This window comes from Tissierella pigra, assembly GCF_018917845.1.
GTDB lineage: Bacteria > Bacillota > Clostridia > Tissierellales > Tissierellaceae > Tissierella > Tissierella pigra.
Genome location: NZ_JAHLPJ010000001.1, coordinates 199902 through 221004, shown reverse-complemented (window position 1 = coordinate 221004; position 21103 = coordinate 199902). Strand labels below are relative to the sequence as shown.

44 protein-coding genes and 1 pseudogene are annotated in these 21103 nt (G+C 30.6%); 3 read left to right on the top strand and 42 right to left on the bottom strand.

The features are described 5' to 3' along the window. Positions 1–254: 254 nt before the first annotated feature. From KQI41_RS01160 to KQI41_RS00975, 39 genes and pseudogenes are all read right to left on the bottom strand, one after another. Complete coding sequence (locus KQI41_RS01160; RefSeq protein ID WP_244971076.1) at positions 255–593, bottom strand: HNH endonuclease; 339 nt, start codon at positions 591–593, stop codon at positions 255–257. Further along, a complete protein-coding gene (locus KQI41_RS01155) occupies positions 577–990 on the bottom strand; it encodes a hypothetical protein (protein ID WP_216584640.1) in 414 nt (137 codons plus the stop codon). The genes KQI41_RS01160 and KQI41_RS01155 overlap by 17 nt, the downstream gene beginning before the upstream one ends. A gap of 13 nt (positions 991–1003) precedes the next feature. After that, complete coding sequence (locus tag KQI41_RS01150) at positions 1004–1285, bottom strand: hypothetical protein (protein WP_216584639.1); 282 nt, start codon at positions 1283–1285, stop codon at positions 1004–1006. 2 nt (positions 1286–1287) lie between these two features. Further along, on the bottom strand, positions 1288–1443 hold the full coding sequence (locus tag KQI41_RS01145) for a hypothetical protein (protein WP_216584638.1): 156 nt from the start codon (positions 1441–1443) through the stop codon (positions 1288–1290). A 1-nt stretch (position 1444) separates the two neighbouring features. Continuing rightward, positions 1445–1657 carry a hypothetical protein gene (locus KQI41_RS01140; RefSeq protein ID WP_216584637.1) on the bottom strand — a complete coding sequence of 71 codons (213 nt, stop codon included), beginning with the start codon at positions 1655–1657 and terminating at the stop codon, positions 1445–1447. Positions 1658–1705: 48 nt separating this feature from the next. Continuing rightward, on the bottom strand, positions 1706–1933 hold the full coding sequence (locus KQI41_RS01135) for a hypothetical protein (protein ID WP_216584636.1): 228 nt from the start codon (positions 1931–1933) through the stop codon (positions 1706–1708). A 228-nt stretch (positions 1934–2161) separates the two neighbouring features. Then, entirely contained in the window at positions 2162–2341 is a 180-nt protein-coding gene (locus KQI41_RS01130; RefSeq protein WP_216584635.1) for a hypothetical protein, read from the bottom strand. Next, positions 2338–2502: a hypothetical protein gene (locus tag KQI41_RS01125; RefSeq protein WP_216584634.1), complete on the bottom strand. Its 165-nt coding sequence runs from the start codon at positions 2500–2502 to the stop codon at positions 2338–2340. Before KQI41_RS01125 ends, KQI41_RS01130 begins: the two co-directional genes overlap by 4 nt. A gap of 227 nt (positions 2503–2729) precedes the next feature. Beyond that, positions 2730–2936, bottom strand: a complete 207-nt coding sequence (locus tag KQI41_RS01120; protein ID WP_216584633.1) for a hypothetical protein — start codon at positions 2934–2936, stop codon at positions 2730–2732. A gap of 28 nt (positions 2937–2964) precedes the next feature. Further along, the gene (locus tag KQI41_RS01115) at positions 2965–3468 is read right to left on the bottom strand and encodes a SprT family zinc-dependent metalloprotease (RefSeq protein WP_216584632.1); all 504 of its coding nucleotides are present in this window, start codon (positions 3466–3468) and stop codon (positions 2965–2967) included. Positions 3469–3506: 38 nt separating this feature from the next. Continuing rightward, positions 3507–4010 (bottom strand): hypothetical protein, encoded by a 504-nt coding sequence (locus KQI41_RS01110; RefSeq protein WP_216584631.1) that lies wholly within the window; start codon positions 4008–4010, stop codon positions 3507–3509. 3 nt (positions 4011–4013) lie between these two features. Beyond that, positions 4014–4343, bottom strand: a complete 330-nt coding sequence (locus KQI41_RS01105; RefSeq protein WP_216584630.1) for a hypothetical protein — start codon at positions 4341–4343, stop codon at positions 4014–4016. Next, a complete protein-coding gene (locus KQI41_RS01100) occupies positions 4344–4586 on the bottom strand; it encodes a hypothetical protein (RefSeq protein ID WP_216584629.1) in 243 nt (80 codons plus the stop codon). Between the two features lie 8 nt (positions 4587–4594). Further along, positions 4595–4771: a hypothetical protein gene (locus KQI41_RS01095; protein WP_216584628.1), complete on the bottom strand. Its 177-nt coding sequence runs from the start codon at positions 4769–4771 to the stop codon at positions 4595–4597. Then, positions 4772–4897, bottom strand: a complete 126-nt coding sequence (locus KQI41_RS19025) for a hypothetical protein (protein ID WP_280634043.1) — start codon at positions 4895–4897, stop codon at positions 4772–4774. After that, positions 4890–5213: a hypothetical protein gene (locus KQI41_RS01090; RefSeq protein WP_216584627.1), complete on the bottom strand. Its 324-nt coding sequence runs from the start codon at positions 5211–5213 to the stop codon at positions 4890–4892. The genes KQI41_RS19025 and KQI41_RS01090 overlap by 8 nt, the downstream gene beginning before the upstream one ends. A 96-nt stretch (positions 5214–5309) precedes the next feature. After that, positions 5310–5678 carry a hypothetical protein gene (locus KQI41_RS01085; protein ID WP_216584626.1) on the bottom strand — a complete coding sequence of 123 codons (369 nt, stop codon included), beginning with the start codon at positions 5676–5678 and terminating at the stop codon, positions 5310–5312. A 45-nt stretch (positions 5679–5723) separates the two neighbouring features. Next, positions 5724–6143, bottom strand: coding sequence for a dUTP diphosphatase (gene dut, locus KQI41_RS01080; protein ID WP_216584625.1), 420 nt, complete (start codon positions 6141–6143; stop codon positions 5724–5726). After that, the gene (locus KQI41_RS01075) at positions 6144–6368 is read right to left on the bottom strand and encodes a hypothetical protein (protein ID WP_216584624.1); all 225 of its coding nucleotides are present in this window, start codon (positions 6366–6368) and stop codon (positions 6144–6146) included. Beyond that, complete coding sequence (locus KQI41_RS01070; protein ID WP_216584623.1) at positions 6368–6823, bottom strand: YopX family protein; 456 nt, start codon at positions 6821–6823, stop codon at positions 6368–6370. The genes KQI41_RS01075 and KQI41_RS01070 overlap by 1 nt, the downstream gene beginning before the upstream one ends. Further along, a complete protein-coding gene (locus KQI41_RS01065; protein WP_216584622.1) occupies positions 6820–7029 on the bottom strand; it encodes a hypothetical protein in 210 nt (69 codons plus the stop codon). Before KQI41_RS01065 ends, KQI41_RS01070 begins: the two co-directional genes overlap by 4 nt. Before the next feature lie 20 nt (positions 7030–7049). Continuing rightward, the gene (locus KQI41_RS01060) at positions 7050–7283 is read right to left on the bottom strand and encodes a hypothetical protein (protein WP_216584621.1); all 234 of its coding nucleotides are present in this window, start codon (positions 7281–7283) and stop codon (positions 7050–7052) included. A gap of 99 nt (positions 7284–7382) precedes the next feature. Then, a complete protein-coding gene (locus KQI41_RS01055) occupies positions 7383–7787 on the bottom strand; it encodes a RusA family crossover junction endodeoxyribonuclease (RefSeq protein WP_216584620.1) in 405 nt (134 codons plus the stop codon). A 100-nt stretch (positions 7788–7887) separates the two neighbouring features. Then, complete coding sequence (locus KQI41_RS01050) at positions 7888–8151, bottom strand: DUF5405 family protein (protein ID WP_216584619.1); 264 nt, start codon at positions 8149–8151, stop codon at positions 7888–7890. An 11-nt stretch (positions 8152–8162) separates the two neighbouring features. Then, positions 8163–8939 (bottom strand): DNA-methyltransferase, encoded by a 777-nt coding sequence (locus tag KQI41_RS01045; protein WP_216584618.1) that lies wholly within the window; start codon positions 8937–8939, stop codon positions 8163–8165. Then, complete coding sequence (locus KQI41_RS01040) at positions 8933–9097, bottom strand: hypothetical protein (RefSeq protein WP_216584617.1); 165 nt, start codon at positions 9095–9097, stop codon at positions 8933–8935. Before KQI41_RS01040 ends, KQI41_RS01045 begins: the two co-directional genes overlap by 7 nt. Before the next feature lie 2 nt (positions 9098–9099). Continuing rightward, positions 9100–9537: a hypothetical protein gene (locus KQI41_RS01035; RefSeq protein WP_216584616.1), complete on the bottom strand. Its 438-nt coding sequence runs from the start codon at positions 9535–9537 to the stop codon at positions 9100–9102. A 10-nt stretch (positions 9538–9547) separates the two neighbouring features. Then, on the bottom strand, positions 9548–10387 hold the full coding sequence (locus KQI41_RS01030; protein WP_216584615.1) for an ATP-binding protein: 840 nt from the start codon (positions 10385–10387) through the stop codon (positions 9548–9550). Beyond that, on the bottom strand, positions 10281–11198 hold the full coding sequence (locus tag KQI41_RS01025; protein WP_216584614.1) for a phage replisome organizer N-terminal domain-containing protein: 918 nt from the start codon (positions 11196–11198) through the stop codon (positions 10281–10283). Before KQI41_RS01025 ends, KQI41_RS01030 begins: the two co-directional genes overlap by 107 nt. Before the next feature lie 345 nt (positions 11199–11543). Continuing rightward, positions 11544–12089, bottom strand: a pseudogene (gene bet, locus KQI41_RS19355) (phage recombination protein Bet); the annotation flags it as partial. A 13-nt stretch (positions 12090–12102) separates the two neighbouring features. After that, the gene (locus KQI41_RS01015) at positions 12103–12597 is read right to left on the bottom strand and encodes a siphovirus Gp157 family protein (RefSeq protein ID WP_216584612.1); all 495 of its coding nucleotides are present in this window, start codon (positions 12595–12597) and stop codon (positions 12103–12105) included. A gap of 3 nt (positions 12598–12600) precedes the next feature. Beyond that, a complete protein-coding gene (locus tag KQI41_RS01010; RefSeq protein WP_216584611.1) occupies positions 12601–12738 on the bottom strand; it encodes a hypothetical protein in 138 nt (45 codons plus the stop codon). Then, positions 12725–12973: a hypothetical protein gene (locus KQI41_RS01005; RefSeq protein ID WP_216584610.1), complete on the bottom strand. Its 249-nt coding sequence runs from the start codon at positions 12971–12973 to the stop codon at positions 12725–12727. The genes KQI41_RS01010 and KQI41_RS01005 overlap by 14 nt, the downstream gene beginning before the upstream one ends. 113 nt (positions 12974–13086) lie before the next feature. Further along, positions 13087–13467, bottom strand: coding sequence for a hypothetical protein (locus tag KQI41_RS01000; protein ID WP_216584609.1), 381 nt, complete (start codon positions 13465–13467; stop codon positions 13087–13089). Positions 13468–13582: 115 nt separating this feature from the next. Beyond that, positions 13583–13753 carry a hypothetical protein gene (locus KQI41_RS00995; protein ID WP_216584608.1) on the bottom strand — a complete coding sequence of 57 codons (171 nt, stop codon included), beginning with the start codon at positions 13751–13753 and terminating at the stop codon, positions 13583–13585. Positions 13754–13756: 3 nt separating this feature from the next. Then, positions 13757–13915, bottom strand: a complete 159-nt coding sequence (locus KQI41_RS00990) for a hypothetical protein (RefSeq protein ID WP_216584607.1) — start codon at positions 13913–13915, stop codon at positions 13757–13759. Between the two features lie 11 nt (positions 13916–13926). Next, positions 13927–14127, bottom strand: a complete 201-nt coding sequence (locus KQI41_RS00985) for a MerR family transcriptional regulator (protein WP_216584606.1) — start codon at positions 14125–14127, stop codon at positions 13927–13929. 11 nt (positions 14128–14138) lie between these two features. Beyond that, the gene (locus KQI41_RS00980) at positions 14139–14933 is read right to left on the bottom strand and encodes an ORF6C domain-containing protein (protein WP_216584605.1); all 795 of its coding nucleotides are present in this window, start codon (positions 14931–14933) and stop codon (positions 14139–14141) included. A 25-nt stretch (positions 14934–14958) separates the two neighbouring features. Next, positions 14959–15174 carry a hypothetical protein gene (locus KQI41_RS00975; protein WP_216584604.1) on the bottom strand — a complete coding sequence of 72 codons (216 nt, stop codon included), beginning with the start codon at positions 15172–15174 and terminating at the stop codon, positions 14959–14961. Between the two features lie 158 nt (positions 15175–15332). Between KQI41_RS00975 and lexA the strand changes: the two genes are divergently transcribed. Further along, entirely contained in the window at positions 15333–15923 is a 591-nt protein-coding gene (lexA, locus tag KQI41_RS00970) for a transcriptional repressor LexA (protein WP_216584603.1), read from the top strand. Positions 15924–16002: 79 nt separating this feature from the next. Next, positions 16003–17181, top strand: a complete 1179-nt coding sequence (locus tag KQI41_RS00965) for a tyrosine-type recombinase/integrase (protein ID WP_216584602.1) — start codon at positions 16003–16005, stop codon at positions 17179–17181. Positions 17182–17199: 18 nt separating this feature from the next. Here the strand turns inward: KQI41_RS00965 and KQI41_RS00960 are convergent, their stop codons facing one another. Both KQI41_RS00960 and KQI41_RS00955 read right to left on the bottom strand, forming a co-directional pair. Continuing rightward, a complete protein-coding gene (locus tag KQI41_RS00960; RefSeq protein WP_216584601.1) occupies positions 17200–18135 on the bottom strand; it encodes a glutathionylspermidine synthase family protein in 936 nt (311 codons plus the stop codon). Next, positions 18135–19436 carry a glutamate--cysteine ligase gene (locus KQI41_RS00955; protein ID WP_154441492.1) on the bottom strand — a complete coding sequence of 434 codons (1302 nt, stop codon included), beginning with the start codon at positions 19434–19436 and terminating at the stop codon, positions 18135–18137. Before KQI41_RS00955 ends, KQI41_RS00960 begins: the two co-directional genes overlap by 1 nt. Positions 19437–19575: 139 nt before the next feature. Here KQI41_RS00955 and KQI41_RS00950 point away from each other — a divergent pair, with 139 nt between their 5' ends. Next, a complete protein-coding gene (locus KQI41_RS00950; RefSeq protein ID WP_154441490.1) occupies positions 19576–20553 on the top strand; it encodes a diaminopimelate dehydrogenase in 978 nt (325 codons plus the stop codon). Positions 20554–20594: 41 nt separating this feature from the next. Here KQI41_RS00950 and KQI41_RS00945 read toward each other — a convergent pair whose 3' ends face one another. Continuing rightward, a complete protein-coding gene (locus KQI41_RS00945) occupies positions 20595–21101 on the bottom strand; it encodes a GNAT family N-acetyltransferase (RefSeq protein WP_154441488.1) in 507 nt (168 codons plus the stop codon). Positions 21102–21103 lie beyond the last annotated feature (2 nt).

Genomic DNA, 21103 nt, shown 5'->3' with positions numbered 1-21103 from the left:
ACCTCCCCTATCACATGAATTTTTTAATAAACATCTTTTGCCTAGGCGTCTACTCGGTAAACACACTTTAATAAAAAAGCACTAAATATTTACTAGGGGTATGCTATACCTAACGGGACACCCCTCTGATTCCAAAGCTTCATCAATTAGTATTTGAGCTTGCACATATAAATAATTTTTTAACTCTTGTTTACTACAACTTACTTCGTCCGGTACATTTATTCTTATATTTAATGTTTCCACATTATTTACACCTACCATCTTTCTTCATTAACAAATCCTTTTCTCTCTTGATACTTTCCTAGTCTGTTGGGATGACAAACTGTTTCATGACAATTATCACACACGGTTAATAGATTCTTATCCACTAAGGCAAGTTCAGGATGGTCTTTTAATTCTTTTATATGATGAACTATCAAAGGTTCTTCTTTAGTTCCTACTGTAACCTTTCCATTCTGTTTACATATCTGACACTCATTGTTATCTCTTTCAAGTATTTCTTTTCTCTTTCTTCTCCATGTCCTACTGGTATAAAAATAATGAGTATTACCTTCTCTAATTGCTTGTAATAGTCTCTTATCTAATAGTACCAACTCTTCTGGATTTCTTTAAATCATTAAACATTTTTAAAACATCATCTATCTTTGTAAGTTCATCTATATCTGCATGAATTGTAAATACAGTAGAATCTTTCCCACTTCCTAAATCTACTCCATGCTTACATTTGTCAAAAGGTAGTGTGGCTATATGCCCATCAAAAGGAATGTAATTAGTTCTTGGTGGTTTAGTATATTTTCTTATTAATCCATTTTCTTTAGCTTTATTGATCTTATCTTGCATATCTTTTAATCCTTCTTCTATGTCTTTTATAAATCCTCTTCCTACAATAATTCCTTCACACTTAGGACAATTATAACCATCGCATAGATTATCAGCTAAATATGTTTCTTTGCATTCTATACATTCAAATAACATTGTTTTGCTATTCATGTTTCTTTACCTCCTAATATCCTATAATTACCTTCGTGAGTTCTTCCATATTTAAATCCTTGAATGATTCTATCTTTATTGACTTCCTTCTAAGATATATCAAATGCAATAATCTATCTGTTAATTTTTTATGCCAGCCGCCATCTTCATCATTTTCTTCTACTAGTGGTTTATTAGTTAATTCTTTTATTACATCTTCTATTGCTTCATCTAATTCTTCTCTTACCTCTACTCTTTTCTTCTCTATTTCTTTCATTATTAACTCTTCTTTTACTTCTTCATATATGGTTTTCATATCTATTCTCCTTCCTCGGATGAAAAGTCTATTTTAAACTTTCCTCCGCATTTACAAGGTTCTTTTGTTTTATATACTGTCCATACCTTATTACTCATTTCATTATCTATTGGAGCTACTTCTCCACATTTATTACATTTAGGTTTAGGTATCTTCACTTCACTCTCTCCCTTCATCCTTATGCACAATCAATAAAACATAATTAAATAATACTGCAAATAATATAATTGCTATTATCTCTATTAACTGCTCTTTAACTAATCTATCAAAGTCTAATAGCAATGTTGTAGTGGTAATAGCAATTCCTAAGTTTAATAATCCAAACATAAGTATAAATAATATTAGAAGATATTTTTCTATTTTAGGATTCACGCTATCACCTGTCTTGATTTACTGCATGAAAAAAGAGCCTAATGGCTCTTATTCTTTAATATTTCCTTCAAACAGTTCTCTTAAATAATCTTGGTATAACTCTTGATTTTTTGGTTCGTTCATAAATTCCTCAAAATAGGCTTTATATTTTTCATCATCATACAGCCTGCTTTCAATGAGGACTTTTCTTAATGCTGCTATTTGATAAGTCAATTTCATATTTGCTTTTGCTAACTGAGTTATAGCGTTAATTGCTTGATCTAAATTAACTCCCATCTAACCATCATCCCCTTTCTCATATATACTTCTACAAGAAAGGAGAAAATCCTTCTATAATCGTTCGACATATTATGACAATGATTATTTATTTTTAACAATGGCTATTTTTACACATTAAATGCTACCTCTCCATCGTCTGGAGACAACTATTTTATCTACTCTCCATTATAGTTTGCCAAGCTGCTAGGATTATAAAAGTTATTAATATTAGTAATACTCCTTTCATTATCCCCAACTCCTCTGCTTAATCTTTCCTCCAACTCTCTTATAGCTATCTGATCTCATTAATTCCTCTACACTACAACCTAATTCTATTTTCTTCTTAGGTTCTTTTATCTTAAACATATTCATTAGCTTATTGTATGTATATATGTCTTTATGTTTTAGTATTTCTCCTATAGTCATAATTTCCCCTCCTGGTCTTTCTGCTCCTTCTTTGCTTTGTATATTTTTCTTCTTATCGCTCTATCTCTTTGTTTCCTGTATTCGCATATATCAGTATCCTTTTCACAAGATATACAGCATTCTTGACATTCTATATCTTCATATTCGATTACTTTTCTCATAATTTCACCTACTTAATTTTATGTACTATAAAAGGACTTACTGGTATAATGTAAGTCCTTTTAATGTAATCCTTGCTCTATTCATTTGACTAGTTGCGAGTGGGTTTCGCATTTTTATTTGACACATCTCATTTATAAGATGTTCATACTACTATATTAACATACTTTCTATACTTGTATTGCCCATAATCTGCCCATTTTCTGCCCATTTTACTTGTTATGTTCAACTAATTATCATGTAATATTTTAATTCTACTTAAATCCACCGAATCAGATATGCCTTCATAATATGGACTTTCAGCAACTATTGCCCCATCATCATAGAGTTTCCCTTTGCAGATTTGACCTTTAGAAAAAACCTTAACGAATCTACCCCAATCATCCCAGTAAATATCTTTAATAACCTCAAATTCTATCCATTCAAATTTAGCCATTTTAATCCTCCTTCCCGGCATATGTTCATTAAATTTTATATCCTTCGCCTAATTCCAATGCTCTTATTGCCTCTGTCCTTATTTCATCTATCAGTTTTTCCAATGCTTTTACGCTTTTAGAATTATCATAGCCATAAGCTATATCAGCAATAAATTCTAAAGCCCCTCTGCAACCTTTATAAGTCGCTTTCTCTTGGTTTTTATCTGAATACTTTCTTTCACAATATCTGTTGTATTCTTTAAATATATTATCAAAAACTTCTTCCCATATCTGCCCATGGTCATCTTTCTCGGTCCTATCCACTACTACATGAGCCAGTTCATGCCCTAATGTTTCAATCAACCTTTCTATTGAGGTTCTCCCATCCAACGTAATTAAAACCCTTCCCTCTTCTGTCCATTGAGTCATGCCATAACACTCTTCTTCTGTTGCTAATTCTGGGTCTATTAATATTTCACAGTTTATATCCCCATATAAGTTTTTAGTTGCTTGTATAACATCTTCAAATGGTGTATTTAACCACTTAATCATTTCTTAATCCTACCTTTCTGTATTACACATAAATAACATTACTTGCACTTATTTATTATAAATTCTATTATACTTCCCTTCTTCCTCTGCATTGTACTTCTAGCCATATATAATCTTTCTGATACCTCTCTATCATTTAACTGTTCTCCATATTTTAACTCAACTATCGTTAATTCCTCTTCTGTTAGCTCTTCCAGCAATAACTCTATATTCTCTATTTGTTTTTCTAAATTAGTAATTTTACTCTTTGTCTTGTATTTGTCTCTTATGTTGTATTCTATTTCTTTTATAATTACATCTACCGCTCTTTCTAGCTCTCTTTCTATGTTAGATGTAACCCCTCCGTTTTGTATAGAATCTCTTGAATAGTCTATAGCTTTCATAGTGTCTTCTAAGTCTATATTACATTCTTTTATATCTCTTCTAAGTCTCTCTATTCTATTTTCTATTCTAATAAGTCTACTCTTTAAGCTATCTATTCTCTTTTTTCTTTTATAGTGACTGTATAACATTCCTTCTACTCTACTATACATATTAACCATGCATTACACCCCTTTTCTCATGCTCTCCATCTGCCCTTCAACTATCCTAATCTCTAGCTTAGTAGCATTTATTCTCTCTCCTGCCGACTTATATAATACTTCTAATGCATCTCTATTAAACTTTAACTCTGCTATCTCTGTGTCCCCTCTACATATGTCAGAAATGATTGTTACTGGTACTTTATTATCTCTTTCTATAAGTATTTTCTTTGCTAATGCTATTCTGTAATCTCTTTCAGCTTTTGCCAGCTCTTGTCCTCTTTTCTTAGCAAATTCTATTGCAAGATTCAATTCATTTCTTAGTTTATTCATTTCTATATTTAAATCTTGCATCTACTCACCCTCCAACACTAAGCAATATTCCGTTTCTTTATAACTCTTCTGAAAGTCTGGTACATTTATCCAATTAGTTTCTTCCAAAGTGGCTATATCATATAATTTAACCGCAAAATCCTTTACCCAAAATATAATATACTCTTTCCTATCTCGTTCGAATATAGTCCTGTCTTTTAATCTATTAATACACCATCTATTTGCACCAAACATATCCGTTACTGCTAACATTTCACCTACCATATAGCCACCTACTCTTTTATGAATTTATGTCTTTTACAGTAAAACCTATACCAATTCCCATATTCATCTGATTCTCTTATTAATTTTCTCAGTTGTCTTTCATCTAGTCTTATTTCTAAACCTTCTCCAACACATAAGATTGGGTCATGTATACAATTACAGCAATCTTTAGCTTTTCTTTCCATCTATTCTTCCTCCTCGAAATCTTCACAAGCATCATCTTCTTTAACATATACATCATTTAAATGACAATAGCCCTTATTCTTATAATGTCCTTCTTCATAATGAATACACTCTTTACAGTTACCCATATAGCTTTCCTCCCATCAACCTTCTTATAATATCCTCTCTTTTCATTCCTTCTTGATATTTAGAAATCTTATTAAATGCCTTATGAGCTTGTCTGCTATTTAATCCTAATATTTCTATTAATTCCTCTACTGTATAGTAATCATCAAAGAGTTTCATTCTTAAAGTAGATTCTAATTCTATTTTATACCTTAAATCCGTTTCTCTGTTTAGGTGAGGACCATCATTACCTCTATGATCCTCACTTGATAAATATTTATAATTTAATTCAAAATCTAATCCACCTTGACTTTTGAACACTATATGATGTTTCTCCATTTACTCACCTCTTTATACTGCTTGTACTATTTTCTTATCCATTTTAATTCCCTCGATTTCGGTGTAATTAGATGAATATAATACTTGTTATATTCATTAAAGTAGCACATCGTCATATGGCTGATAATAATGGTATCCATCTAAACCAATTACCCAATGCAGAATTACTAATTGTGTGGATATAGTTTTTGCCATATCAAAATTATCTGCTTTAATATAATGTTCCAACAATAATAACTTCTCGTCTATAATTTCTTTTATTTCTTTTTCTGTTCTTCGACTGTTTTCATTCGTCACTGTATGTGGTATTAGCACTATCTCATACCCATCATTTAGATTTTTTACAAAAGTAATCTTTTCTAGTGATGTAAAGTAGTCGTTGTCATTATTATCTTTGCACAAAATTACAATATCTTCATCGTCTTGAAATAGTTCCAATTTTTTTAATAACTCTTTTTTATTCATAAAAATGACCACCTTTCTATTACGCATAAATAACATTATGTTCATCTATTTTCCAGTACTACCAAATCCGCTATTTCCTCTTTCAGTTTCCTCTAATTCATCCACATACACCAATTTAGGTTGAATATAAGGCATTATTATCATCTGCGCTACTCTATCCCCTACTTCAATTAAATACGGCTCCTTGCCTTCGTTTATAAGCCTTATACCTATATTCCCTCTGTAATCTTCATCTATGATACCTACATCATTGATTAGCTTAATTTGATTTTTAAAGCTTAATCCACTTCTTGCTACTACCATTCCAAAGTGGCCTTTTGGTATCTCTACTGCTAGTAATGTTTCTATGTCTACAATTCCACCTGGCATTATACATACTCTCTCATTACTTCTCATATCTAACCCTGCTGCATATTTATTAGCATAACTTGGTTTCTCACCAGTACATTTTATTTTCATCTCCATCTATTCCATCTCCTTTGCATTTTCCATTATTCTATCGTGCAAAATTATACCTACGCCTTTAGTCTTATTTAATACCTTTGATAATTTTATTCTGAAATCTGTTTTATCTCCTACTTCCGAACCATCTCTAAATCCTAATTTATATATTTCCTCAAAGTGTTCTTTCATTTCTTGTCTATTCATTCTCTTTACTGCTTTGTATGTTGTTTTATTGAGTAGATTCATTACTCTACCTCTAACAACTCTGGATTCTCATATATATTACCTATTACTTCTACTCTATTTCCGTTTCTGACATAATTGAATAAATCATTATTTGCTAAACTATTTCCAATTGCAAAAGAACCTCTCCAATCACTCCAAAACACCTTACTTATTCTAATCTTCAAACCGTTTTCTGTAGCATATGATGAATTTGGCAGATCAAATGTGTATTTGCAAATATCTCCCTCATATATCTCTTTGCCATTCTTATCTTTAAGTCCTGTATATTGCATTATATTATCTAGCTCTACCCATTGGTCATGTTCATCTCCGAAACTATCAGCATATGAGTAATTTATATAACATTTCAAATTCCCATTTTCATTAAAATGAAAGTCTATGTTCCAATGCATTTCATTAGAGTAATACATTTCTTCATCTTCTTTGCTGTATGTTCTAAACTTAATTTCTCTCACGCTACTTTCCCCCTCACTCCACATTCAGTACATAAGTTTATATATTTATTCTTATACTTAGCTTTAACTGTTACTTGTCCACATTCGTCACAATAATTGTTTCTACTTATCTTTTTTATTAACCTTTGTTGCTCTTTACTAAGTCTAAATAGACAATACATTTTCTTTATATCATCACATTTGCAATTAGTTCTATAGCAGTTCATTTAATCAACTCCCTAGACTTTTATCTTCCGATATATTCCTCAAAACTATCAATTTTTTCTTTTATTTGCTTTAGTAATTTTTCTTCATGCTCTATGTCCTTGGATAGTTGTTTTAGCTCTTCATCACTTAGGTTATATTTCTCGGTCAAAGAGTTTGCAAGTTGGTTATGCTTCTTATCTGATAAAGTTTTTTCAATTGCATGTTTTATCGCATATAAATCTTTTAGTTTTAGCCTTATATTACATTTGCTCATTTTTGTCCCTCCTATCTTAATTTAGAGAGGTTTTGTTTCCTTATGTATGTAAATGTATTAATGTCTAGTTAAAACCTCTCTATGCTTTGTGTAACCTCTCTAGGATATGTTTTCTATAAATACTTCTGCCCTAGGTTCATCGCAGTAAAATTTATATATGTGTGCTTCAACTATTTGGTTGTCATCTTTGTAAGCTATATTATTAAGTGCATCTGATATAGCCTTTGCCATATTGTCATAATCAGGTTTTTTATCTGGAAGTATCTTTCTTTGTAACATCAACTCTTTTCTCTTTTTACTAGTTGATTTTGGTATTGGCATGAAGAATATCATCTCTATTTTTAAATATCCTTCCATCGGCTCTGTATTTTTATATTTCTGCAAATAACTAAACTGAACTAGGTTTTCATAATTAACTGTTTTTTCAGGTGTATAGGTTGTATATTTTCCTAGTCTTGGTCTACCTTTTGCAACTGGTGGTCCTGGTACTGTAAATTCTCTCAATCTATTTTCCTCCTAATATGCTTGTCCTAATATATAATTTCAAGAATGTTCCGTTATTTAGAGATATATCTTTTCTCTTTCTTCTCCATGCCTTCAACATTTAATTACCTCCTAGTAAGGTTTCTATTTTTTTATCTAAATCTTTTATCAGCTTCATCAATTCATCTATGGTGGTCACATCTGAATTTCTTATCTGTGTCTCTTTATAGCCTTGTAGTGCGTTTGTAATTGTTCCGTAATATCCTAATGTCACTTCTCTTACCTCTCCCTTGTCCTTGCCTTCTTTAACCTCTCTTTTCTCTTGCAATATATAATTCATACTGTCACTTGTGATTTGATATTTATCATCTATTTGTATTTTCATGTAACTTCCTCCTATAAACTTTGTTGACCTATTAGAAAACTAACTTGTATACTACTTAACATTTTTTCCTTTGCTAATTTATAAAACTTTCTATCTATCTCAAATCCATAACTATGTCTATTTAATTCTGCTGCTGCTTTTAAAGTAGTTCCACTTCCTGCACAAGGATCTATTACCACGTCCCCTTCATCTGTGAATATTTCTATTAATCTTTTTAACAATGGTATAGGTTTTTGTGTAGGATGTATTTTTATTGTCTGATTATCTCTTGGCCATTCCATCCAGTTGAATATCATTTTTTTGTTATTATTGAATTTAGGTAGTTTATCTCTGTATAGAACTACCGCATATTCCATTGCTCCAACCACTCTCATATTAGCCTTTAGAACTTGTGAACTGTAATTTTTAGTAAAAAATAGAGGGTAACTATTATTAAATCCGTATTTCTTACCACACTCTATTACCATTCGCATTTGTTCAAAAGCACAAAATACTATCATTGCAGGAGCTTGTCCTTTTTCTTTAGGCTCTTTTTTTAATAACTTACTGCAAAAGTGCATATACTCCGCTATATTAAAATTTGAATCACTGTTAAAGAATTGTTTCCCTGCCTTATTGCTTTCGCCTTTTTTATTATCTCCGTCTATATACCATTCCGTGCTACTTGCATAAGCATTTACTCCTAAGTTGTAAGGTATATCAGCAATTACTAATTGAGCCTTAGGTATGTTGTATCTTTTATAATTTTGAAAATTATCATGGTACAATTCTGTCTTTATATTTAACATTTCATCACTTCCTTAGCTTTCTCTATAGCTTCCTCAGGTGTACAATTACTATCAAAGTATATTCTTACCGCTTCTTTTGCTATTTTTAAAGCTTCTTCATGCGTATACTCTTGATTATTCTTTTTTATATCTGCCGCTACTTTATATTTATCAATCATAATTACAACTCCTTAACCCTATATTCTCCGCAGAGTAAATCATATTTTCTAAATGATTCACAATATCCTGCTTTAGTTTTAAATGTTACTAATTCTTTTGTTTCTTGTATTATTCGACCTATTAAGTATTCTTCATATTCAAATTTATCGTTTTTCTTTCTATAAATTTTGTATCTCTTTTTCTTATTCAAAGTTAGCTTGGATAAATCTAAACCCTCGCTAAATTCATTTACCTTACTTTCTTTTTTTCTTTTTTCTCTTTCCGCTAATTGCTCTGCGTCACCAATCAAACCTTTATTTTTCAAATGCCCTACTTTGGCATGGATTTGATTAGGTGTTTTATTGAATTTTTCTCCTAACTCTTTAGCTGACATTTTGTTATAGTTCAATGCTAAGAATATTTCATCCTCAAGGCTCCATTTCCTTCTCCCTTGTCTCATTTCATCACCTCTAACACAATCTATAGTTTATTGTTTTTCCCTCTGTTAATTCTTCTCTAGTGAGTCCTATCTCTACTAAATAATCCTTAGACATTTCTAGTATTCTACTTCCTGTTGCTTGGTCAAATTCTAATAAATCGTCTTTTCCGAATTCAGAACTGCAAATTATAGGCTTATTGTTCAAATATCTGTGATTTATAATCTCAAACATAATATTTATATCCGAATCATTTACCTTACCTTTGAATAAATCATCTATTAGTAAAACACTAGCATTTTTAAACTTGTCCACTTCTTTTTGATAGTATTCTTCATCTATCATATTTTGCTTTAGCTTAGTAATTACATCACGATAAGGCATATACAATACTCCAATTCTATATTTATTCATTATGTTATTTGCTAGTGCTATGCTTAGATGTGTTTTCCCTGCTCCTATTCCAGTTTTTACCTTACCTATGTTTTTACTTAAAAAGGTTATACTGTTTTGTCTTGTGCTTTTTATTTCTTCAAAATTCTTAAAGTATGCTATTGCAGATTCCTTAGCTTTTATAACTGTTTCATGTTTTCCTTCTATCTCAAATTCTTTAAATCCTATTTTGAGAAAATCTTTACTGACTCCCGATTTCTCTAAAATCTTTTTATATCTTTTAATTTCAACACATTTACAAGGTTTAGATGAATTTATTAATCCCAATTCGTCTTTTATGTCTATCCATTCTGTATCTTTACATAATTCACAATCATATGAGGTCACTGTCGTCAATTTCTCCCGTTCCTTTGAATCCGATGTGGGATAAATCGACTTTTCCTTCGCTTCCTTGATTTTCTGTTCTAGTAGCTCCTGCATACTCTCCATTTCCTTCACCTTCCTCATTCTTATATCTACCTTCTAGCACTTTAGCCATGTTATTATCATTTATAAGCCAATCAAAGTTAGCTTTCCAATTCCTTTTATTCTGTCCTTTTAAGAAATTACTACTTTCTGCATTATTAAACAATTCCTCAAATACTTCTAACTGATAATTGTACTGTTTCCATCTAGCTCTAATATGTTCTTTTCTTTTACTAGATAGAGATCTGATAGATGAATAAGATTTACATATTTCATTAAATAAGTTTTTTATTTTTTCATAAGGTACTGGTGGTGTTTTATCTCCTTCTCTTTCTTCTTCTTTATCTATATCTATATCTCTTTCTTTATCTTCTTCTATATCTGTCTCGTTACCTTCCGTTACTGTAACGTTATCTGTAACGTTACCACTAGGTAATTCTTTTTGTTTTTCTCTATACTTTGCTACTCTTTTTCTAGTCTGTTCTCTGATTTTCTCTAAACCTTCTATGTTTTGATGTTTCTCCCAGTTAGTTATGCTTATATATCCTTTTTCATCTAGCTGTATCATTCCTAATCTCTCAAGTGTAGATAATGCCAATTTGATAGTATTTACTGGCTTTTTAAATTTATGGGCCAACATATTTTCATCATAAGGAATATTTTCAGTTAAAAAAATATATCCATTTGAGTTACATTTTCCAGCTTGAGTAAGCAACTTGACCCATATAACTAAAATTGCATCTGCTTCTGGTAAACTTTCTATAAAATCAATCTTTTCATCTTCAAACATATTAGTAGTAATCTTAATCCATTTTACTTCTGACAATTTATCACCTTCTTTTAAATACAAGGGGCTGATTCGCCCCTAATCTTCTTCTTTCCAAGGAAGTTCCTCTTCTTCTATTTCGCTAAAAGGTACTTCTTCAACCTCTTCAACTACCTCAACGACTTCATCAAAATTTGCTAATTCTTCAACTTTAGAGCAAAATTCATTATATGAATCTCTTGTTATATCCGCTGTTCCTGCAAGTTTGAAATCTTCTAAAACTTCCTTGACAATATCTTGATTGCCTTTCGCTATTTCAAATATTCTTTTCTGTTGAGGTTTCGATATAGTCTGTGGTTTTCCCTCTGCCACTTCTTCTGTAATTTCCACCCCTTGTTCTTCTGCATCTATTTCCTCTCTAGTTACTAATCCGTTTATTCCAAATGCTCTTTTAAGAACAAATACCTCTGCTACTTTCTGTATCATTGCACTAGGATATGACTTCCATATATTAGAGTTTTTATTGTATTCAGCAAATTCTACATAAGCTATAAATGGTTTCTTTCCTTTTCTGTCACATCTTGCCCATGCTCCAAGTATTTGACCTCTATTCGCTCCAAATTTGTGAGTTACTTTGTATTCAGAAGCATCTATCTCGAATACATCTCCTTCTTTTACTACGAAGGACATAAGCCCCTCAAAATCTTCATTAAGCTGTGCATACTTCAAATAACCGTCCCTGGATGTCATTATGTTAGTTTGTCCACTATATTTCATGAACCATATTTCTTTCTTAAATGGATCTAAACTATATTGATTTGCTAGATACATAAACATTTGTAATTCATCATTGGTCGCACCTTTAGCAACTGTATTTTTAATTAAATTAACCTGTTCTTGGTTATATCCAAAACTTTGTAATTGGTTTGTAGATTCAACTATATTACTCATTAGCTTGTCCCTCCTATCTAATTCTCAAAGATTTAGTCTGTCTCAACTCTACCCCATCTATTATTAGTCCTTGCTTTAAATCATCTAACAAATCTTTTCTTGAAATAGATGTAGTAGTAACAGTTTTTTTATAATCATTAGGTATTAATTCTTCATCCAGTATGTTTACTGATTGAGGATTATTTTGTAATGCTACAGTAAATAACGGAGTTTTCACCTTATCAACTTTCATTATCTTTAATTGATTTTCTAAATATGTTTTGATATTCTCTTTCTTATTCTCAAGAGCCTTTCTGCGGTCTGCTAGACGTTCTTCTTCTGTTTTTAATACTTCTATATCTCCATCTATGTTTTTGATTAACTTAGCCATATTTTCAGCCTTTAATTCTATATTGTCTTTAATATCCTCTAAGGCTTTTTCTAGTGCTTCATTACCTACTTCATCATCACTTATTAAATCTGAAATATTTTGATACATTTCTGTTAACTCGTATAGTTTAAATGACATAATTTATTCATCCTTTCTTAAATCAATCAATATTAAATTTTTATTTAACTCTACACACATAAGCTTTGCTCCACATTTGCAATCTGCAACTTGATATTTTTTTAATTTTTCAACATCTCTTTTGCAACTAGGACACTTCATATTTCACACCCTCAAATTCATTCTGTTGAATTCTTCTTTTTATTCCAAATCTAGCATTGTCGAATGTTTTTTCTTCTATTTTAAATTCTGACTCTTTAGCAAATTCAAACTTTCTTTTATTTATTTCTTCTACATCTATACTCCCGTCTTGGTCATCTGCATAAGATTTATACAGCAAATAATAGATTTTATCTTTATCTGTAATTTTCATGTAAATAGTCTCATGTAATTTCATTCCCTTTTTAATCCTTTCGTGATATAATTACATTATTAATTTTATTCTTGTTGACCTTTTCTAGTTCCCGCTAGAGAGGTCTTTTTTCTATTCTTCATCATCTTCTATTCCTCCTAATCATTGATATAGAATTTACTATTTAGTAATATATCTGCTATCTCGTCACTTCCGAAGCAATCAGTTAAATCAGCTAACATTTCATCTAGTGCCCAGTTTTCATAGCCTACGTCACTCGTTTCGCTTTCAAGTGAGAGGTATGATGGAACTCCCTCCTCTATTGCTTTCAATACTTCTATAAATGATAGAGGTTCTTTTACTTCTTCCCACTCTCTTCCTATAAACATCCCTCTAGAAATTTCTCCATCTTTATACTTAAATGTTAAAACGTTGATTGTATTTACATAAGCTATAATCTCACATGGCAACCCTTTATCACTTACAAATTTCTTCTTTGGGTTCTCCGTTAATTCCTTAATCATTTCCCATGTTTTCATATGCTTGTCCTCTCTTTCAAAATATTTTTATGATAATTCTTTAGTCCTTCAAAACTAGCATACTCTCCTTTTTCTTTACATCTATTCAAGTAATGCTTTAGATACTTAATATTCATTACTCCTCACCTTCTAATATAGAATTCAAATGTTCTATAACTAATTCAAATGCGTCAGCATAACCTTCGTGCAATCCTTGACCATAACCATCTGCTTTTCTCGATAATTCAATTTGCTCTTCTTTATACTCCTCATATCTCTTTATTAATTCCTCAATTTTAGTTTTCACCTTCTACACCTCCCCTCTAAGCACTTCTATAAATACTCTTTTTACATCTTTTGCTTGTCCATATAGGACATATATTAGTATTCCTAGGGGTAATATTAAGCTTGTACCATTTAACCCCGAGAAAACGATTTTAGAGACTAGGGTACATATTAGATTTAGCATTGAGATACCTCCTATATACTTGCATTTTCCTCTGATAACTTGTCCAGCCATTCCTCAAAAGTTCTAGTATTAATCTTTTTCATCTTATTACCTGAAAGAGTTTCTATCTCTATATATGGGACCTGCTTATTTGCCACTAATCTATATAGCTCTTGTTGAGGAAATCCGTATATCTTAGCTGCTTGTTTTACTGAAATTAATCTAGCTGACATATTTACACCTCCTAAGCTATTTCTTCTACACCTATTTGATTATTGCAATCCTCTATCTCTCTCAATAATTTACCTTGTACTTGCCAATTTTCTATATATTCTAATGCTTTATTAAAATCTAATCTTGCAGTATCTCTATAACTTGCAACTTCAAAATAATCTTTATAATCTCTCCATAATGCACTGAATACCTTTGACCTTAGGCTCTTGTCTTTATAAGAATGACTTTTAATTCCACCCAAGATACTAATTACTCTTGACTTAGCTTTGTTCTGCAGAGTATTTTGTTGCCCAAAATCAATTGTCATGTTATTTTCTAGATCCTCAACTCTTCCATTAAGGTTATCAACTTCACCTAAGATGATATTTACTTGTTGATTTATTAGCCTTGCTACATCCATAGAATTTTCTTTAACAACTTGTCTCATATTAAAGTAACCATCTACCAACTTTTCGTATTGCTCCCATGCAAAATCATCTTCTAGGATTTTTAATAATTTTGAATACCCTCTTTCGGATAGTAGATAAATATTTTTACTTGCATTTATTGAATTTTGGGTGTAAATTCCGTTATGGGTTAAAGCCATAGCGAATTCAGTTTCTTTTAAATCAATAATATCTACATTACTTTTAAATCTTTTTCTGTTATCATTTATCCTTCTATTTATTTCGCCTAGAGATTGTCCATGTATTTCAGCAATATCTTTTACTAGCATTGATTTTTTACCTTCTCCAAAACCTCCTTCTATGTGATTAAATTCCATACTTTCCACTTTTGTTTTTCCTTTTAATATTAAGTTACTCATTTTCTCATTCCTCCTTTGTATCTTCTTACGATACTTTTTTATTAAAAAAAATATCATCTACTTCTTCGGCAGTCAAGTTATATCTGTCTTTTATGATTTGAATCTCTCCTTGAGTAAATTCAGCGTTATTATCATTAATTTTAGCTGAAAATCTTTGGGGAGATATGCCCAAAACCTCGGACAATATATTCCCAGTGTCGCCATATAAAGCCATTTTAGCTCTAAGTTTGTTAGTATTCATATAATCACCTCGTTTCGTGTATCTTTTTAGGATACTTTAAGTCTAACATAGTTGAATTATGAAGTCAATACCTTTTGTATCTTTTTTTTAAACTTTTTAATATTTTCTTGCATTTTCTATAAATTTATAGTAAAATAAAGATACTTGGAGGTGATAAAATGAACGCTGGCGATAGAATAAAAGAGTTAAGAATATTAAATAACTTAACTCAAGAAGAATTAGGTGAAAAAGTAGGAGTAAAAAAAGCAGCTGTCCAAAAATGGGAAAGTGGAATAACTAAAAACCTTAAGAGATCTACTATACAAAAATTATCTGAAATATTTGATGTAAGCCCGACCTACGTAATGGGAATGTCTAATGTAAAAAACCCTTCAACATCTAAGAGAATCCCACTCTTGGGGACAATAGCTGCTGGACTTCCTATAATGGCGGAAGAAAACATAGAAGATTATTTTAATATTGACAGTAAAATCAAAGCAGACTTTGCTCTTAAAGTTAAAGGAGATTCTATGTTAGGAGCTGGAATATTTCCAGGTGATATAGTTTTTATAAAACAACAATGTAGTCTAGAAAACGGAGAAATTGGAGCAGTACTTATAGATGATTCAGCTACATTAAAGAAATTCTATAAAGAAAATGATACAATAATTCTTCAATCTGAAAATGATTTATACAAACCTATAATTCTAACAGGTGGCAACGTAAGTATTTTAGGTAAACTAGTTGCAGTACTAAACATAAGAGAATAAGAGGCTATAGAGAGGTATAATGGCCAAATACCTCTCTTATTCTTAACTTAACATCAACTTAACACGAAAGGAGGATAACATGGCAACTAATACAGAAATAAACGATAAGAAATACTATAGACTTAGGGTTACTATAGGTAAAGATAAAGACGGAAAAGATATAATCAAAAATTTCTATGGAACTTCAAAAACAGATGCAGAAAATAAGAAAATTGAATGGATGAAAGACAATCTTCTAGGAATAAATCATGTTAACACTAAAGATTCATTGTCTAGGTCAATGAAAAATTGGGTATGGGATATTCTTAAAGTATCAGGAATAAAAGCTACCACATTTGAAAGATACGAAGGAATATATAGAAATTATGTATCTGAAAGTAAAATAGGAAAATTTAGACTTGAAGATATACAAAGAGTAACCATACAGAAATACTATACAGAACTACATGAAGAAGGTAAAACTTATTCACAAATAAAGAATCTCCACAAAGTATTAAATATGTTTTTCAGATATGCAGTTATAGAAGGATATATTTTAAGAAACCCTTGCACTGGAATTAAATTAGACCAATACGAAGAGGAAGAAGATGTAGATGAAATTGATTTATTTGATGAAGATGGAGAAAAGGTAGAAACTTTTACAGATGAAGAAATTCCTATACTCTTAGAAGGTATAAAAAATGACAAACTAAGAATAATGGTAAAATTTGCTCTAGGAACTGGATTAAGACAAGGTGAAATATTAGCACTTAAAAAAACTGATATAAAAGATATGGTAGTTCAAGTTACAAAAACTTTATCTTATGTAAAAGTATTTGATGGTCCTAACAAATATCATTATGAAACAATAGTAACTAAACCTAAGACCAAGAGATCTATTAGAAAAGTTAATATTCCTACAGAATTAAAAAAGGATCTAGCGGAATTAAATACAATAAGAATTGAAGAAAAATTAAAACTAGGAGAATTGTACGAGGATAACGATTTGTTGTTCCCTTCTGAAACTGGAACATATATTGATAGTAGAAACCTATTGAGGTCATGGAAAAGGGTATTTGAGGGCATAGACGTGCCATATAAGAGATTTCATTCGCTAAGGCATACCTTTGCTACTCAATTAATTAAAAATGGCTCACAACTCATTACAGTGTCTAGACTACTAGGCCATTCAAGTGTAAAGACTACAGAAATATATGCTCACGTTTTAGAAAGTACAAAAGCGAATGATGTACAGTCCCTAAACTCACTATTTAGGTAAGAAATAAAATCCAATTGGCTAAAAATTGGCTAAATCTATTTTTCGTACAAAATTCGATTTTGTGAAATACTGTGTTTTCAATACGTATGGCGTACCCTGAGGGAGTCGAACCCCCGACCTTCTGGATCCTATGGAACAAAATGCCTTATTTTTATATGCCTCAATAAAATCTGGTATTTCATTAGCCTTTTCTATTAGCTCAAAGGTTACAATTCTTCTATATACCATATCTATTTTAAAGTCTTCAAAATATAATCCTCCATCTCTATACTTTAAATCTCTAGGATCTGCAATTATAGTATTATATCCCTTTTTTATAAATGCAGCCTTAAAAACTTCAAACTCTTTAGATGTACCAGATTCAGTAAAATCTACTATGGCTATATTAGGTTTTTCTATTTTGTTATTCCATTGTCTAAATATACTAACACTATCGTCTACCCATCTATCTATTAATTCAAATAAAGATAAATTATATTCTTTAGAAAAATCCTTTAAAGCCTCTGTTTGAAGTAATATTTCCCCTATGGTATTATCTTCATTCATTGCAGAAGAACCATCCGTATTTAGCTCACAAAATTTGAAATTATCTTCATCTTTATAGAATAGATCAAATCTTCCTATGGGAACATTTATATCATATCCATTATCTACTAAAATCAGCTCTTCTAAAAGAGGACTGAATTCAAACTTTTGTCTGAACCCCTTAGACTCTAAGTATCTTTTAGTCACTTTATTAGTTATGGAAATAAGAGTATCACCAATCTTTGTGAAGTTTTCTATATCTTTTTCAGTATAAAACATAGGGTGATAAAGAAATGGTACTGGCTTTCCTTTATATATTGCTGTAGAATTTGCTACCTTTTCTAGTGTTAATCTATAGTCCTTTTCATATTTTCCCATATCAGATTTAATTAGTTCTATATAATCATCATTTACTTCTTTCCAGTTCATTAAATCACCTCAATATTATTATTCAGTAAACACCAATTTAAAGCTGCTTTCTTTCCTAACTCAGATTTTTCTTCTGTGATTCCATAGGGGTTCGTTTCTGATATAATCATTCCTTCAAGGGGTAGTAAGTATTTAGCCTCTTCCTTATCTAAACCTTGTTGTGCCAATTCTACCAACCATTTACCTATTTCCAATACAGTTTTATCATTTAACCTACCTTTTAGTCCATTTTCCATAATATCCTCTTTTGATTTATTTACATCATGGATAGTTATATACTTAATATAATCATATACTTTATTTAAATTTTCTTCATCATAGAATATCCCCTTTATTAAAGCCACTGCTGCAAAACTTAATGGATATGGAACTGAGTCCATCATTCTAATTTCAATAAACCCTTTAGTTCGTACATCTGGGAAAAACATAGTCAATAAATGTTCCAACTCTTCTTTCTTATAGTTTTCTGGATCAAAAATTTCTTTTACTTTTCTTTCACCAGTTGGTATTACTTCATTGTCTTTTATTATAAGTATAGGGGGACTATTAAGTATATATTCGGCATATTTTTTATATCCATAATCATTATCTAAAGCATGCTGTACTACTCCTGATCTATCATTATCACAATTATTCCATATATCAGTTCTCAAATTATATTTATTCCACTTTTCTCCTTCAAAATAAAATCCATTATCAAATAGAGCATATAATACTGGAGACAATCCATTGGCTACTCTAAACTTTCTTCTATAATCTTCCTCCGACTTATAGTCTATGGCTATTTGTAATGCCCCTGTGCCTTTCATCATATTATGAGCATATTTTCCCTTGGTTTTAAAATAGTTAAACATAATATCATATCTTTCCTTTGGCAAAAGCTTTATATCATCTATTTTAGTTTCTGGATGATATGATACTGCCATTAGCCCTTGATTTTTTTTATGAAGTATTGGAACTATTTCATTTAAAAATCCTAGATACTCTCTTTCAAGTTCTTTTATATTTACTTTAGCTTCTATACTAAGTTCAAATTGACTTCCTGGTTCTAAAGTTATAGTCTTATTTCCTTTTTTTAGTCCAAGAATGTATTCTCCTTCATAACTTCCCGTCCAACCACCTTTTTCAAGTTCATGTAACGTTTCACCTATACCATTTTCACCATAATAGGAGATAGTCCTTAAAGAATCTTTATCTACTATAAAATGTTCAAATTCAACTCCAATTTTAAAGTCCTCTATATTTTTTTCTCCATTTATAAAATATTTAACTATTTCTTGTATTTGTCTAGCATAATCCATTTATTTCTCTCCCTTAGGTCCTATATATTATTCTCTTCAACTATTAATACCCAATTATTCTAATTCTAATAATATGCTAATACTATTATAATATCCATCAATAAATGATATAATTATAATATCAAACTGGAGGTGTAATATGAATAAGAAAATTAAAATTGGTATCGTAGGTTATGGGAATTTAGGTAAGGGTGCTGAATTAGCCGTTAAAGAAAATGCTGATATGGAGCTAGTAGCCATATTTACAAGACGAAAACCTGATTTATTAAATACAAATACTAATGTAGTACATATTTCTAATATATTGGATTTTAAAGATAAAATTGATGTAATGATACTATGTGGTGGTTCTCTAATGGACCTTGATGAACAAGGACCCATGATAGCAGAAAATTTTAATACTGTAGATAGTTTTGATAATCATGGAAGAATTCCTGAATACTTTGAAAAAATCAATAATATAGCATCTAAAAATAAAAATTTAAGTCTTATATCAGTTGGATGGGACCCTGGGCTATTTTCTCTCAATAGATTATTAGGTCAATGTGTTTTACCAAATGGGAAAGATTATACTTTTTGGGGAGAGGGCTTGAGCCAAGGTCATTCAGACGCAATTAGAAGAGTAAATGGTGTAAAATATGGAGTACAATATACTGTACCTGTTAAAGAAGCTCTAGAAAAAGTAAGAAATTGTGAGATTTTAGATACTCCAATCTGTAGTAGACATAAAAGGATATGCTATGTAGTGTGTGAAGATAATGAAGATAAAGATAGAATAGAAAAAGAAATAAAGACTATGCCAAATTACTTTGCTGAATATGACACAACTGTATTCTTTATATCAGAGGAAGAATTCAACAAAAATCATAATGAAATGCCCCATGGAGGATTTGTCATTAGGGCTGGAAATACAGGACTAGAACACAAACAAAAAATGGAGTTTAACCTTACTCTTGATAGTAACCCAGAATTCACTTCGTCTGTGCTGGTAGCTTATGCTAGGGCAGTTTATAAGATGACCTTAGAAGGAAAAATTGGTGCTATTACTATATTTGATATTCCTTTAGGATACTTATCTCATAAATCAATGGAAGAATTACGAAAAGAATTACTATAGAGGATTAATCTTTTGATTAATCCTCTTAACTTTATCCAATGCTAATCTATATGCAGCTTATAAACATTTGACTCATATACTATATCTAGTTTGGGCTGTCTAAAACTACCTTTATGGTCTATATACATTCCACATTTCTCCATAACCTTACCTGATGCAGTATTTTCTATGGCACAACTTGCAATAAAATCTTTAATTCCTGAACTATATCCAAATTCAATAACTGATTTTACAATTTCAGTTGCATAACCTTTATTCCAATGCTCTTGCCTAATTGAATACCCGAATCCCCACTCATCATTTCTATCTGTAGGACCAAAACAGCAAGTTCCAATAATTTCATCAGTATCTTTTAAAATCGCAACTGTTAAATATCCATTTCTATCGTCTGTATCAAATATGGACACAATTTCATCTTGTGATTCAACAGGATCACTCATATATCTTTCATTTTCACTATTACTCCATATCTCCCAAACATCTTTAGAATCATCCATCATCATATCACGCAGTATTAGTCTTTCACTAATAATATTATTTGGTAACATAT